This is a genomic window from Micromonospora chokoriensis (genome assembly GCF_900091505.1).
Taxonomy (GTDB): Bacteria; Actinomycetota; Actinomycetes; order Mycobacteriales; family Micromonosporaceae; genus Micromonospora; species Micromonospora chokoriensis.
On sequence record NZ_LT607409.1, the window covers coordinates 747,727 to 760,658 of the forward strand.

The following is a 12,932-nucleotide window of genomic DNA, read 5'->3' on the forward strand; positions in this document are numbered from 1 at the left end:
CGGTGTGCTCAGCGCGCGGCGAACTGCCTGTCGAGGGCGAGGTTGAGTTCCAGCACGTTGACGCCGGGCTCACCCATGAAGCCGAGCGCCCGCCCGTCGGTGTGCTCCCGCACCAGCTTGCGGACCGCCGCCGGGTCCGCGCCGCGCTCCCGGGCGACCCGGTTCACCTGCAACTCGGCGTACGCCGGGCTGATCTGCGGGTCGAGGCCGCTGGCGCTGGCGGTGACCGCGTCGGCGGGCACCGCCGGGTCGGCCGGCGCGTCGCCCCGGATCGGGGTGACCACCCCGCCGGCCGCCACGTAGTCCTCGCCGGGCTGGGCCAGCTCCACAGTGACTCCCTGGTACGAGCTGACGAACGGCGTCGCCGGGGCGGTCTGGTTGACGCTGACCACCCGGGTGACAGTGCCGGTCAGCCCGTCGGCGCGGAAGACCGCGAGCACGGCGCCCACCCCGTCGTCGGTGCAGAAGGGGCGTCGCCCGTCGACGCCGTTCAGCTCACCGACGGCCTTGCTGCGCCCGCACACCTGGGTGAGCAGGCTCTCGCTGGACTCCTCCGGGTCGCTGGAGATGGTGTCGACAACGCTCTCCGGGCCCAGGTTGCTCGCCGAGGTGGCCCTCGGGTCGTAGCCGTCGCCGGCGGCGGAGGGGCGGGACTGGAAGTAGCGGGCGACGGGGTTGCCGTCCGCGTCGGTGAAGGACTGGCCGATCAGCGAACTGCCGACGGTGGCGCCGCCCACGGTGATCAGCGAGCCGTCGGCCTTGTGGTTGAGGCCGGGCAGGTGGCCGAGCGCTACCAGGGCCAGCGGGTAGACCAGGCCGAGCAGCACCGTGAAGACGAGGACGGCGCGCAGGGCGGCGAGGTGTTGGGCGATCCAGGTGGGTAGGCGCATCACGAAATCCCCGGGATGAACTGGATGAGCAGGTCGATGAGCTTGATCCCGATGAACGGCACGACGATGCCGCCGAGTCCGTACACCAGCAGGTTGCGGCTGAGCAGCTTCGACGCGGCGGCCGGCCGGTACCGCACGCCGCGCAGGGCGAGCGGGATCAGCGCGATGATCACCAGGGCGTTGAAGATGACGGCGGACAGGATCGCCGACTCCGGGCTGGCCAGCCGCATGATGTTCAGCGCGTCCAGGCTCGGGTAGAGGCCGGCGAACATGGCCGGGATGATCGCGAAGTACTTCGCGATGTCGTTGGAGATGCTGAACGTGGTCAGCGCCCCGCGGGTGATCAGCAACTGCTTGCCGATCTCGACGATCTCGATCAGCTTGGTCGGGTCGGAGTCGAGGTCGACCATGTTGCCGGCCTCCTTGGCGGCCGACGTGCCGGTGTTCATGGCCACGCCGACGTCGGCCTGGGCGAGCGCCGGGGCGTCGTTGGTGCCGTCACCGGTCATCGCCACCAGCCGGCCGCCCTCCTGCTCCCGCTTGATCAGCGCGAGCTTGTCCTCCGGCGTCGCCTCGGCCAGGAAGTCGTCCACCCCGGCCTCGTCGGCGATCGCCTTCGCGGTACGCGGGTTGTCGCCCGTGATCATCACGGTCCGGATGCCCATCCGGCGCATCTCGTCGAACCGCTCGCGCATGCCGGACTTGACGACGTCCTTGAGGTGGATGACGCCCAGGGCGCGGGCGGGTTGACCGTCGACGTGCTCGGCGACGACGAGCGGGGTGCCGCCGGTGCCGCTGATCGCGTCCACGATCTCGCCGACCTGCTCGGTCGGGTGACCGCCGTTCTCGCGTACCCACTTCATCACCGCGGCGGCGGCCCCCTTGCGGACCCGGCGGGCCGTGCCCACCGCGCCGCCGTCCACGCTGGCGTCCGGGGTGAGGTCGACGCCGCTCATCCGGGTCTGCGCGGTGAACGGTACGAAGGTGGCGTGCGGCATGACGCCGGGCTCGCGCTCGCGCAGCCCGAACTCGTTCTTCGCCAGGACGACCACCGAGCGCCCCTCCGGGGTCTCGTCGGCCAGGCTGGACAGCTGCGCGGCGTCGGCCACCGTCGCGGCGTCGACCCCCTCGACCGGGACGAACTCGGCGGCCTGCCGGTTGCCCAGGGTGATGGTGCCGGTCTTGTCCAGCAGCAGGGTGTTGACGTCACCGGCCGCCTCGACGGCCCGGCCGCTCATGGCCAGCACGTTGCGCTGGACCAGGCGGTCCATGCCGGCGATGCCGATGGCCGACAGCAGCGCGCCGATGGTGGTGGGGATCAGGCAGACCAGCAGCGAGACCAGCACGACGCCGGTCACGCCGGAGCCGGTGATCGCCCCGCTGTCCGGCGCCGCCGCCTGGTACGCCTTGGAGAAGATGGCCAGCGGCTGGAGGGTGACCACGGCCAGCAGGAAGATGATCGTGAGCGCGGCGAGCAGGATGTTCAGCGCGATCTCGTTCGGTGTCTTCTGCCGGTTGGCACCCTCGACCAGGGCGATCATCCGGTCGATGAAGCTCTCCCCCGGCTTCTGGGTGATCTTCACGATGATCTGGTCGGAGAGCACCTTGGTGCCACCGGTGACCGCGCTGCGGTCGCCGCCGGACTCCCGGATGACCGGGGCCGACTCACCGGTGATGGCCGACTCGTCGACGCTGGCGATGCCCTCGACGATGTCCCCGTCGCCGGGGATGATGCCGCCCGCCTCGACCAGCACGATGTCGCCCTGCCGCAGCTCGGGCGCGGGCACCGCCTCGTCACGGTAGGTGTTGGCCCGTGCGCCCGGCTTCCAGTCGATCAGCCGGGTGGCGATGGTGTCCTTCTTGGCCTGCCGCAGCGTCGCGGCCTGGGCCTTGCCCCGACCCTCGGCGACCGCCTCGGCCAGGTTGGCGAAGATCACTGTCAGCCAGAGCCAGATGGTGATCGCCCAGGCGAACACCGACGGGTCGGTCACCGCCAGGACGGTGGTGAAGGCCGCGCCGACCTCCACGATCAACATCACCGGGTTACGCCAGAGCGTTGTCGGGTTGAGCTTGCGCACCGCGTCCGGCAGGGACCGGATGAGCTGCTTCGGGTCGAGCAGGCCCCCGCCGAGCCGGTTGGCGCCGGTGGCGAGCTGCCCGGATGTCACGGACATGTCCTCGTTCCTCATGATGGTCAGAGCCCCTCTGCCAGCGGGCCGAGCGCGAGCGCGGGCAGGAAGGTCAGCGCGACCAGGACCACCGTGACGCCGACGACCATCCCGATGAACAGGGGTCGGTGGGTCGGCAGGGTGCCCTCGGACGCGGGGGTGGGTGCCTGGCGGGCCAGCGAGCCGGCCAACGCGAGCACGAAGATGAGCGGCAGGAAACGGCCCAGCAGCATGCACAACCCCAGCGCGGTGTCCCACCAGGTGGTGTTGACGGTGATGCCACCGAAGGCGGAGCCGTTGTTGTTGCTGGCCGAGGTGAACGCGTACAGCACCTCGGAGAGGCCGTGCGGGCCGGCGTTGAGCGCCGTCGAGTTGTTGCCGGTGGCGAACGCGGCGGCCGTGCCAACCAGCACCAGGATCGGCGTGATCAGGAAGTAGAGCGAGGCGAACTTGATCTCGCGCGACCCGATCTTCTTGCCCAGGTACTCCGGCGTGCGGCCCACCATCAGGCCGGCCACGAAGACCGTGATCACCGCGAGGATCAGCAGGCCGTACAGCCCGGCACCGGTGCCGCCCGGCGCGACCTCGCCGAGCATCATGTTGACCATGGTCATCATGCCGCCGAGCGAGGTGAACGAGTCGTGGAAGGAGTTCACCGCACCGGTCGAGGTGAGGGTGGTGGCGGCGGCGAAGGTGGCCGAGTTCGACACGTCGAACCGCACCTCCTTACCCTCCAGCGCCGCGCCGACCGCCTGCGGCACCGTGCCGTGGCCGGCCACCTCGAAGATGGTGGTGATGGCGACGCTGGCGAACGCGAGGATGCCCATCACCGCGGCGATGGCGTAGCCCTGCCGGTTCTGCCCGACCATCCGACCGAAGACCCGGGGCAGGCTGAACGGAATGAGGAAGATCAGGAAGATCTCCAGCCAGTTCGTCCAGGCGGTGGGGTTCTCGAACGGGTGCGCGCTGTTGACGTTGTAGAAGCCGCCGCCGTTGGTGCCCAGCTCCTTGATCACTTCCTGGCTGGCGACCGGACCACCGGTGATGGTCTGGGTGCCGCCGGTCAGCGTGGTCACGTCGGTGCCGCCGGAGAGGTTCTGCACCGCCCCGCCGATCATCAACGCGATGGCGCCGAGCACCGCGATCGGCAGCAGGATCCGCAGCACGATCCGGGTCAGGTCGACCCAGAAGTTGCCGAGCTGCCCGGTGCGGCTGCGGGCGAAGCCGCGCACCAGCGCGACAGCCACCGCGATGCCGACCGCCGCCGACACGAAGTTCTGCACGGCCAGGCCGGCCATCTGCACCAGGTGACCCATTGTCGACTCACCCGAGTACGACTGCCAGTTGGTGTTCGTCACGAACGACACCGCCGTGTTCCACGCCCCGTGCGGCACCACCGGGTCGAAGCCCAGCGACAGCCACAGGTGGTTCTGCACCCGCTGGAACAGGTACAGGAACAGGATCGAGACCGCGGAGAACGCCAGCACGCTGCGGGCGTAGACGCCCCAGGTCTGCTCGGCGGCCGGGTTGACCCCGACGAGTCGGTAGATGCCCCGCTCGACCCGCGACTGTCGGGTGCCGGAGACCGCCCGGAACATGTAGTCGCCGAACGGCTTGTAGACGGCGACGAGGGCCGCCACCAGCGCCAGCACGAAGATGACGCCCGCTGTTGTCATGCTCATCAGAACCGCTCCGGGAACAGCAGGGCGAACACCAGGAACGCGCCCAGGACGATCGCGAGCACCAGACCGACGGCGTTGACCGCGTTCACAGCTTCTCCACCGCCCGGACCACCAGGGCGAGCGCTGCGAACAGCGCCACCGTCAGGACCACGAACACCACGTCAGACACGCTGACTCCTCATAGCGGAAAGGTTCGTCGCGACCGCCTTCCGATCGCGCCGGGCAAGCAAAGCCCGAGTGCGCGTCCGATGGCAGGGGTCATAACGCGACCATGACGGCGGCGAACCTTTTCTTGACGTGGTTTTCACACCCGCACCTTGAACAGGTGAAATGGGGCACAGAACCCCCGCGCGGCCGGCGGGGTCAGGACTGGTTGTCCGCCCTTTGCTCTGCACCCGCGGAGGCGACGCTCACGGTCTGTAGCTGGTGCCTCCGCGGGTGCAGAGCAAAGGACATGCGGGAGACGTGCGCGACCGGATGGGGTGGCGCAGGGCGCGGCGAAAGCGGAGGTGCGAGCCCGTTCAGACCGGGCGGCGGGCCACCAGAACGTCTCGCATGATCGACTGGTCCACCCGGTGCCGCAGCGCCCGGTAGGGCTCGTCGTCCACCACGGTCAGGCCCGCGTCGGCCAGCGCGGCCGCCGCGTCGTCGCGGCTGGCGACATGGGTGTTCCAGGAAATACCGAGCGCACCGCCGGGGCGCAGCAACCGCGCCCAGACCGGCGCGGCGTCCGCGAGCAGCGCCAGCGGGTCGCGCGACAAACCCTGATCGGCGGTACGACTGCCGTGCTGTACGCCGTACGGCGCGTCGGCGACGACCAGGTCGACGGTCTCCAGGCGGAAGAACTCCGCCGACCGGGCGGTGTCGGCGTTCACCACGTCCAGCAACTGCACCTGGCCGGCCTTGTGCTCCTCGCGGGTCGGCGCCAGCTCGATCCGCACCCGTCGGCCGACCACCTTGCGCTCGCGGCGCACCGGCCCCGACTCCAGCACCCGGTGCTTGAGCCGCTTCTGCTTCAGCCAGGTGGTGACGAACGCCCGGTACGCCTCGACGTCCTTCTGGTCGCGCTCGATCCCGGCGGCGTCGAAGCCGTACATCAGCGCCTGGTTGAGCGTGGTGCCCCGGCCGCAGAGCGGGTCGAGCACCCGGAACCGCCGGCTGGTCATCTCGGTGGCCCAGTCCGAGGCGAGCAGTGTGACGTTGAGCAGCAGCTTGGTGAACTGCTCGTTGGTCTTGCCCGGGTACTTCTGGATGGTGAGCAGGTCGTCGTCGTAGCGGTCCAGCCGGCTCCACTCGACCGGACGCAGCAACTCGCCGACGATCTCGAACAGCGCGTACCCGGCGGAGAGATTGCCCAGGACGGCAAGATCACGCTCGGTCAGCCCGTCGCCGGTGAACGTGACGTAGGACGCGCCACCCACCACCTCGGTGTCCAGGTCGCCGATGCGACCGTCGAGCGCCGAGCCGCCGAAGATCTCCAGCTCGGCTCGGGTGAGGTCGACGGCGGAGCGGGCGTACACCCGATTGGTGGCGGGCAGGATCAGCAGGCCGTAGCGCGTCATGGTCCGGCGAGTATTCCACAACGGGTGACGGTCACCGGGAACCGGAGCGGCTGTCGGAGCGACTACCGATACATGGGGTGTGAGCAGTGGCGGGAGGTCCTGTCCGCGCAGTTGGACGGGGAGGAGACCGCCGCCGAACGGGCGGCGGCGCAGGGGCACCTTGACGGGTGTGCCGATTGCCGGGCCTGGTTCACGGCGGCGGCTGCGGTGACGCGTCGAGTTCGTACCCGTTTGGTCACCGACGTACCCGACCGGACCGCGGCGATCCTGGCCGCCACCGCGACGGCCCCGCCGCCCCGGCGGTCGTGGTGGCGGCGCCTGGCCGGGCGTGGCCCCCTGGTCGCCGGGCTACGCGCGGCGCTCGGCCTGCTCGGCGCGGTGCAGTTGGTACTCGGCCTGGCCCAGGTGGCCCGGGGCGCGACCACCGACCACCTGCACCCCACCGGCCAGCACCTGTGGCACGAGTCGGCCGCCTGGAACGTGGCGGTCGGCGCCGGCTTCCTCTTCGTGGCGGTACGCCGCACCCCGCCGGCCGGGCTCCTGCCGATGCTCAGCGCGTTCGTCGGCACGCTGCTGCTGCTCTCGGTCAACGACCTGGCCGTCGGTTCGGTGGGCGGGGAACGACTGGTCAGCCACGGCTTCCTGGTGGTCGGCTACCTGATCACCGTGCTGCTGTCCCGGCCCGGCCTGCGCCCCGGTGGGCCCGCGCCGCAGCGGCAGCCGACGCCGTCACGCTGGCGGTTCGGCACGGACGAGGTGGAGCGTCCGCTACGGGTGGTGCGCCCCGAGTCGTATCCGGCCCAGGCGGCCGACCGGTACGCCGCCCCGGCAGCGCACAGCGGCCGGCACCGCACCGGCCAGGGCGACGAGCGGCGGGCCGCCTGATCGTCAGTCCGCCTGTCGTTGGCGCGCGCGGTGGGCGCGCAGGTTGGTCGGGTGCCCGCAGACGCGTACGGAGTGCCAGACACCGCTGTTGTTGCGTGAGCGGTCGTAGAACGCCACCCGACAGCGGGGGTTCCGGCAGGTCTTGATCCGCCGCCCGACGTCGGCGATCTGCGCCTCGAACAGCCCGGCGAGGATGAGTGAGATCAGCAGATCGGCCCCGGCCCCGGCCGGGTCGAGGTGGACGGACCCGTCCCGATCGAGTCGGAGTGTGGCCTCGGTGGTGCGGGATCCGGCCGGGATCCCATCCGACGCGTCGGCGGATTGCCCGAGGTCCGGCGTGCGGCTCAACCTCTTGTCGATCCCGTCCAGCAACTCCTCGCGGAAGATCCGCAGCGCCTGGAGTCCTGCCGGATCGAGCGGGATGTCGGGCGCCGGCCGCCCGGTGGCCGCCGACCACTGCGCGACGGCCAGTCTCGCCCACTCCGTGGCGCTGCCCGGATCGTCCAGGAGGTCCGGTTGCCGTGGCGTACCGGCCGAGATCGTGTTGAGCAGATCCTGCACGAGCCCGAGGCCGCCCGGGGCCGCGTCCAGGTCGTACCGCGCGGTGGCGGGCCACGACCCGACCACCACATCCGCCGGGTGGCCGGGGATCGAGGGCACCATCAGCTCACTTCCCGAGCAGGGCGAGCGCCCCGTACCACACCGGCCCCGGATTGAGCCAGTCTGGATAGAGTCGCACCATCTCGTCGAAGAACTCGCGAGCGGTCTGCTTCTCGGCCAACAGCCGCTCCACGTTCAGCAGGTACTGCCGGGTCTGGTCGATGCTGGCGGGGTCGTCGGGGAGGTCCCGGTTCTTGTGGCTGGCGACGACGGCGCGGGGCGCGAGCGCCTCGACGCGATCGAGGGCGTCGAGCCACTGCCGCAGGCCCCCGTTGACGGTTTCCGAGATGTACTGGTGAACCCCGTTGTAGACGACGTCACCGGCGACCACCAGGCCGATCGACGGGACGTGCAGCACTGTGGTCCGGTCGGTGTCGGTGTGCCCGGTCTCGACGGGCTGGATGAGATTGCCCTCCAGCAGGAACCCTTCGGCCGGCACGGGCACCGCGTCGACCGACGTCTCCGGGATCAGGCCGGGGAAGATCTGGTCGAACAGTTGGCTCCGACCAACCGTGGCCTGCTGGTGCATGACCTCGATGGTGCCGGGCGTCGCGTAGATGACGGCACCGGGGAAGCGCTTGACCAGCTCAGCCGCGCCGAACCAGTGGTCGCCGTGCCCGTGGGTGGCGTAGATGTACGTCAGCCGCCTACCCGACTGGGCGATCCAGTCGCCCACCTCCGCGATCTGCTCGTGGGTGAAGGGTGGGTCCACGAGAAGCGCCTCCTCGGTCCCGAAGATCAACGTGGACGCGACCGGACTCCAGTGGAGCCGAGACCCATCCGGCATGCGCTGATCACCGGCTCGCATCGGACCGTCTGAGACGAATACCTCGTAGGACAGGGCAGATGTGGACATGTCTCCTCCTCGGCGACGCCACGACGGGTTCGCGGGGTGAGTACCCGTCGCACGATGAAATAACCGTAACCGCTATGCCTATTTCACCGCCGCCATCGGACCGGTGGCCTGCGTCACCGCCCGTCGTCACGCCCTAGCCGGGAGGCCCAGCCGGACGCGCCGACAGGGGCGCGGCGTCGCCGGCCAGGACCTGCGGAACGACCTGTTCGACAATCGTCAACAGGGTCGTGGTGAGCAGCAGATGCACCTGGGGCCGGGTGAGCGCGTCACGCTGGAGCCACTCCCGGGCGGTGGCCGTCGCCAGCCCGCAGTACGCCCGGACCATCCCCCGCAGCTCCTCGCGGCCCTCGGCCTCGTCGGCGAGCCCGACGGCGACCAGCATCCGGTCCGCGGCGACCTCCTCGGCCTCGGCGAGCACCCGCTCCACATCGGCGTCGCCGCCCATCCCCCGGGCGGTGACCGCCGCCAACCACGAGGTGCTGTGCCGGGACACCACGTCGAGGAACCAGGTGACACTGGCCTCGACCCGGGTCCGGAGATCACCCTTGGGCAGCCGTTCCACCGCCACTTCCGGAATGGTCACCATCACCCGGACGACCTCCAGGTAGAGGTCCTTCTTCGTGCCGAAGTAGTGGTTGACCAGGCCCCGGGCGACGCCCGCCTCACGGGCGACGTCGGTGGTCGACACCTCCGCGTACGGGCGTTCGCCGAACAGCCGGACCGCGCAGGCCAGGATCTGGCCGCGCCGGGCGTCCGGCTCCAACCGGCGGCGGCGCGGAGCCGTCTCGACACTCATCTGCCCGACCCTATCGGCAGCTCACCGCGTCGCCCTCGTCGTCGCGCGCCGACGTACCGTGATCACCTGCTCACCGGGTGCCCCGGCGACGTCGCACCACGTGCCGTCCCAGGTGGCGCAGATTGGACGCCTCGGAGTAGAGCGCCGCGTTGATCGCACCGACGGCGACGCCGGGCGCCTGCTGCACCCGGTCGACGTCCTGGACCACCCGACCGATCAATGTCAGTCGACAACGGAGGTCGAGCAACTCCCTGCGCGCACCGCGCAGCGCTGCCTCCAATCCCCCGACCCGCTCCCGCAACCACGCCAACTCCGTCGCCTGGTCCATCAGCACCCCTCTCCGACCACGCCCACGCCGCCCAGCAAAAGACGCAGTGACATGCTCTGACCACACTCAGCTACTTTTGCTTTCCTGTCAACCCTTTTGGGGACCCCCGATCGGGGACCCCTGATTGGAGACGGGCTAACGTGCCTAGGTTCGAGATGTGGCAGACAGCGGGCCGGGTGAGTTGATGGGGCCGTACGAGATCGGCCAGCGACTCAACGTCTCCCGGAGTCGGTTCCAGCAGATCGCCATGCGGCCGAGCTTCCCGAAGCCATACCAGGAACTACGCGGCATGAAGGTGTGGCTGCGCGCTGATGTCGAAGCGTGGATCGCCGAGCACCGCCCGCCGCGCCCGACGGATGGCGACGAAGCCGAGTAAGACCCTTCGCGCACGTAGCCCAGCGGCCGCACTGCCCCTGCCAGCGGCGCCAGGCCACCGGATCACCGCCACTGGCTGGCATTTGCACGAAGGCGGCATCGCCGAACTCGAACTCCGCCTGCGCCCACACCACCTCTCACACCTTGATCGACTCGAGTTTGCCGAAGACGGGGCATCCAGGTCGGGCGCATGGCCCGACTTCAAGGAAACGGAGTCGATCAAGCCGGGCTTTTCTCATCACTTGATCTTGAGGTGGTGGCCGGTGGTGGCCGGAGGCGGACGGAGGTGGACGGGCCACCCCACGGCTTATTGACATGCTGCCAACAGGGCGCGAGGGTGGTGCTCATGCCGACGCCCCCACTCGACGGTCCACCCTCGCCCTGGCGGCAGCCGGAGCACGACGACCTCGCCGACCTGGCCCGCACCTTCTTCACCAAGGAGGTCCTGCCACACCACGAACGCCTGCAGACGCAGGGCCACCCGGACCGCGAGCACTACCGGCGCGCCGGTGAGCTGGGGTTGCTCGGCCTGTCCGTCCCGGAGGAGTACGGCGGCGGGGGCGGCGGGTTCACCCACGAGGCCGTGATGCTGCACGAGCAGGCGTACACCGGGGAGAGCAGCCTCGGGCTGGCCGTGCACAGTGGAATCGTCACCGGTTACCTGGCGGCGTACGGCAGCGAGGAGCAGAAGCGGCGCTGGCTGCCCGGCCTGTGCAGCGGTGAGCTGGTCGGCGCGATTGCGATGACCGAGCCGGACGGCGGCTCCGACCTTCAGGCGATGCGTACCCGGGCGGTCCGCGACGGCGACGACTACCTGGTCACCGGCGCGAAGACGTTCATCACCAACGGCGGCCTGGCCGATCTGATCATCGTGGCCGTGAAGACCGACCCGGAGCAGCGGGCGGCCGGTGTCTCGCTGCTCGTCTGCGAGGTGGGCGGTGACCCGGAGGGGTTCCGCCGGGGGCGGTTGCTGTCGAAGATCGGGCTGCACGCCAACGACACGGCCGAGTTGTTCTTCGACGGGTTCCGGGTGCCGGCGGCCAACCTGCTCGGCGGCGTCGAGGGAATGGGCTTCGTCCAGCTCATGCAGCAACTCCCGCAGGAGCGGCTGGTCATCGGTGTCGGCGCGGTCGCGGCGATGGAGCGGGCGGTAGCGCTCACCGTCGCGTACGCGAAGGAGCGCACCGCCTTCGGCAAACCGCTGATGGGCCACCAGAACACCCGGATGGTGCTCGCGGAGTGCGCCACCCGTACCCGGGTCAGCCGGGTCTTCCTGGACGACTGCATCGTCCGGCACAGCCGCGGCGACCTGGACGTGGCGACCGCCGCGATGGCGAAGTCGTGGCTCACCGAAGGGCAGTGCGAGGTCATCGACAGGTGCCTGCAGATCTTCGGTGGCTACGGCTACACGACCGAATATCCGATCGCCCGGATGTACGCCGACGCCCGGGTGCAGAAGATCTACGGCGGCACCAACGAGATCATGAAGGAGTTGATCGCCCGTGGCCTCTGAGGCGTACGTCTATGACGCGGTCCGCACCCCGCGCGGACGCGGCCGGGACACCGGCGCGCTGCACGGGGTCAAGCCCATCTCGCTGGTGGTCGGCCTGATCGACGCGTTGCGCGAGCGCAACCCCGGCCTGGACGTGGGCCGGTTGGAGGATCTTCTCCTCGGCATCGTCACACCGGTGGGCGAGCAGGGCGGTGACCTGGCGCGGGCCGCCGCGCTGCTGGCGGGTCTGCCCGACGAGGTGGGCGGGGTGCAGCTCAACCGGTTCTGCGCCTCCGGGTTGGAGGCGGTCAACTCCGCCGCCGCGCGGATCCGCTCGGGCTGGGAGCACCTGCTGCTGGCCGGCGGGGTGGAGTCGATGTCCCGGGTGCCGATGGGCTCCGACGGCGCGGCCTGGGCGACCGACCCGCAGACCGCGCTTGCCACGTCGTTCGTGCCGCAGGGCGTCAGCGCCGACCTGATCGCGACCCTTGAGGGTTTCACCCGCGACGACGTGGACGGTTACGCGGTGCGGTCGCAGGAACGGGCCGCCAAGGCGTGGGCCGGCGGGCACTTCGCGCGTTCGGTGGTGCCGGTCCGCGACGCCAACGGGTTGGACATCCTCACCGTCGACGAACACCCGCGCCCGGAGACGACGCGGGAGTCGTTGGCCCGGCTCACCCCGTCCTTCGCCACGATCGGTGAGGCGGCCGGTTTCGACGCTGTCGCCTTGCAGAAGTTCCACTGGTTGGAGGCGATCGAGCACGTCCACCACGCGGGCAACTCGTCCGGCATCGTGGACGGTGCGGCGCTGGTGCTGATCGGCTCCGAACAGGTCGGCCGCGACCTCGGTCTCACCCCACGCGCCCGGATCGTCGGCGCGGCGGTCACCGGCGCGGACCCGACGCTGATGTTGACCGGTCCGATCCCGGCCACCCACAAGGCGCTCGCCGCCGCCGGGTTGACACTCGACGACATCGACCTGTTCGAGATCAACGAGGCGTTCGCCGCGGTGGTGCTCAAGTACGTCCGTGACCTGGGCCTCGACCCGGACCGGGTGAACGTCAACGGCGGCGCGATCGCCCTTGGCCACCCGCTCGGCGCGACCGGAGCCATGCTGCTCGGCACCGCGTTGGACGAGTTGGAACGCCGCGACCTGCGCCGCGCCGTGGTGACCCTCTGCATCGGCGGCGGCATGGGCGTCGCCACCGTTCTCGAGCGCTGCTGACCCGGAGGACGAC

General features: G+C 70.3%; 13 protein-coding genes. 4 read left to right on the forward strand and 9 right to left on the reverse strand.

Annotation, left to right across the window (positions count from 1 at the left end; all coding sequences use genetic code 11):
- Nucleotides 1–8: 8 nt before the first annotated feature.
- The 5 genes from GA0070612_RS03455 to GA0070612_RS03475 form a co-directional block, all read right to left on the reverse strand.
- Complete coding sequence (locus GA0070612_RS03455; protein ID WP_088986597.1) at nt 9–890, reverse strand: potassium-transporting ATPase subunit C; 882 nt, start codon at nt 888–890, stop codon at nt 9–11.
- Nucleotides 890–3,064: a potassium-transporting ATPase subunit KdpB gene (kdpB, locus tag GA0070612_RS03460; protein ID WP_088986598.1), complete on the reverse strand. Its 2,175-nt coding sequence runs from the start codon at nt 3,062–3,064 to the stop codon at nt 890–892. The genes GA0070612_RS03455 and kdpB overlap by 1 nt, the downstream gene beginning before the upstream one ends.
- Before the next feature lie 20 nt (nt 3,065–3,084).
- On the reverse strand, nt 3,085–4,740 hold the full coding sequence (gene kdpA, locus GA0070612_RS03465; RefSeq protein WP_088986599.1) for a potassium-transporting ATPase subunit KdpA: 1,656 nt from the start codon (nt 4,738–4,740) through the stop codon (nt 3,085–3,087).
- The gene (gene kdpF, locus GA0070612_RS03470; protein WP_036390805.1) at nt 4,740–4,829 is read right to left on the reverse strand and encodes a K(+)-transporting ATPase subunit F; all 90 of its coding nucleotides are present in this window, start codon (nt 4,827–4,829) and stop codon (nt 4,740–4,742) included. Before kdpF ends, kdpA begins: the two co-directional genes overlap by 1 nt.
- 432 nt (nt 4,830–5,261) lie before the next feature.
- Nucleotides 5,262–6,302: a TRM11 family SAM-dependent methyltransferase gene (locus tag GA0070612_RS03475; RefSeq protein WP_088986600.1), complete on the reverse strand. Its 1,041-nt coding sequence runs from the start codon at nt 6,300–6,302 to the stop codon at nt 5,262–5,264.
- Between the two features lie 72 nt (nt 6,303–6,374).
- On the opposite strand from GA0070612_RS03475, the gene GA0070612_RS03480 reads away from it, so the two are divergent.
- Nucleotides 6,375–7,187, forward strand: a complete 813-nt coding sequence (locus GA0070612_RS03480; RefSeq protein WP_088991243.1) for a zf-HC2 domain-containing protein — start codon at nt 6,375–6,377, stop codon at nt 7,185–7,187.
- 3 nt (nt 7,188–7,190) lie between these two features.
- Here GA0070612_RS03480 and GA0070612_RS03485 read toward each other — a convergent pair whose 3' ends face one another.
- The 4 genes from GA0070612_RS03485 to GA0070612_RS03500 all read right to left on the reverse strand — a co-directional run bounded on the left by GA0070612_RS03485 (nt 7,191) and on the right by GA0070612_RS03500 (nt 9,827).
- The gene (locus GA0070612_RS03485; RefSeq protein WP_088986601.1) at nt 7,191–7,850 is read right to left on the reverse strand and encodes a CGNR zinc finger domain-containing protein; all 660 of its coding nucleotides are present in this window, start codon (nt 7,848–7,850) and stop codon (nt 7,191–7,193) included.
- 4 nt (nt 7,851–7,854) lie between these two features.
- Nucleotides 7,855–8,703, reverse strand: coding sequence for an MBL fold metallo-hydrolase (locus GA0070612_RS03490; protein WP_088986602.1), 849 nt, complete (start codon nt 8,701–8,703; stop codon nt 7,855–7,857).
- A 133-nt stretch (nt 8,704–8,836) separates the two neighbouring features.
- Complete coding sequence (locus tag GA0070612_RS03495; protein WP_088986603.1) at nt 8,837–9,499, reverse strand: TetR/AcrR family transcriptional regulator; 663 nt, start codon at nt 9,497–9,499, stop codon at nt 8,837–8,839.
- A gap of 70 nt (nt 9,500–9,569) precedes the next feature.
- Nucleotides 9,570–9,827: a hypothetical protein gene (locus tag GA0070612_RS03500; protein WP_157742417.1), complete on the reverse strand. Its 258-nt coding sequence runs from the start codon at nt 9,825–9,827 to the stop codon at nt 9,570–9,572.
- Between the two features lie 157 nt (nt 9,828–9,984).
- On the opposite strand from GA0070612_RS03500, the gene GA0070612_RS03505 reads away from it, so the two are divergent.
- The 3 genes from GA0070612_RS03505 to GA0070612_RS03515 all read left to right on the forward strand — a co-directional run bounded on the left by GA0070612_RS03505 (nt 9,985) and on the right by GA0070612_RS03515 (nt 12,919).
- Nucleotides 9,985–10,203, forward strand: a complete 219-nt coding sequence (locus GA0070612_RS03505) for a helix-turn-helix transcriptional regulator (protein WP_331716389.1) — start codon at nt 9,985–9,987, stop codon at nt 10,201–10,203.
- A gap of 345 nt (nt 10,204–10,548) precedes the next feature.
- Nucleotides 10,549–11,715, forward strand: a complete 1,167-nt coding sequence (locus tag GA0070612_RS03510; RefSeq protein ID WP_088991245.1) for an acyl-CoA dehydrogenase family protein — start codon at nt 10,549–10,551, stop codon at nt 11,713–11,715.
- Complete coding sequence (locus GA0070612_RS03515) at nt 11,705–12,919, forward strand: acetyl-CoA C-acetyltransferase (protein ID WP_088986605.1); 1,215 nt, start codon at nt 11,705–11,707, stop codon at nt 12,917–12,919. The genes GA0070612_RS03510 and GA0070612_RS03515 overlap by 11 nt, the downstream gene beginning before the upstream one ends.
- The last annotated feature ends 13 nt before the right edge of the window (nt 12,920–12,932 follow it).

Bases quoted from the DNA above. Each gene is read 5' to 3' on its own strand.
- GA0070612_RS03455 (WP_088986597.1), bottom strand. From the start codon at position 890: ATGCGCCTACCCACCTGGATCGCCCAACACCTCGCCGCCCTGCGCGCC.
- kdpB (WP_088986598.1), bottom strand. From the start codon at position 3,064: ATGTCCGTGACATCCGGGCAGCTCGCCACCGGCGCCAACCGGCTCGGC.
- kdpA (WP_088986599.1), bottom strand. From the start codon at position 4,740: ATGAGCATGACAACAGCGGGCGTCATCTTCGTGCTGGCGCTGGTGGCG.
- GA0070612_RS03475 (WP_088986600.1), bottom strand. From the start codon at position 6,302: ATGACGCGCTACGGCCTGCTGATCCTGCCCGCCACCAATCGGGTGTAC.
- GA0070612_RS03480 (WP_088991243.1), top strand. From the start codon at position 6,375: ATGGGGTGTGAGCAGTGGCGGGAGGTCCTGTCCGCGCAGTTGGACGGG.
- GA0070612_RS03485 (WP_088986601.1), bottom strand. From the start codon at position 7,850: ATGGTGCCCTCGATCCCCGGCCACCCGGCGGATGTGGTGGTCGGGTCG.
- GA0070612_RS03490 (WP_088986602.1), bottom strand. From the start codon at position 8,703: ATGTCCACATCTGCCCTGTCCTACGAGGTATTCGTCTCAGACGGTCCG.
- GA0070612_RS03495 (WP_088986603.1), bottom strand. From the start codon at position 9,499: ATGAGTGTCGAGACGGCTCCGCGCCGCCGCCGGTTGGAGCCGGACGCC.
- GA0070612_RS03500 (WP_157742417.1), bottom strand. From the start codon at position 9,827: ATGGACCAGGCGACGGAGTTGGCGTGGTTGCGGGAGCGGGTCGGGGGA.
- GA0070612_RS03510 (WP_088991245.1), top strand. From the start codon at position 10,549: ATGCCGACGCCCCCACTCGACGGTCCACCCTCGCCCTGGCGGCAGCCG.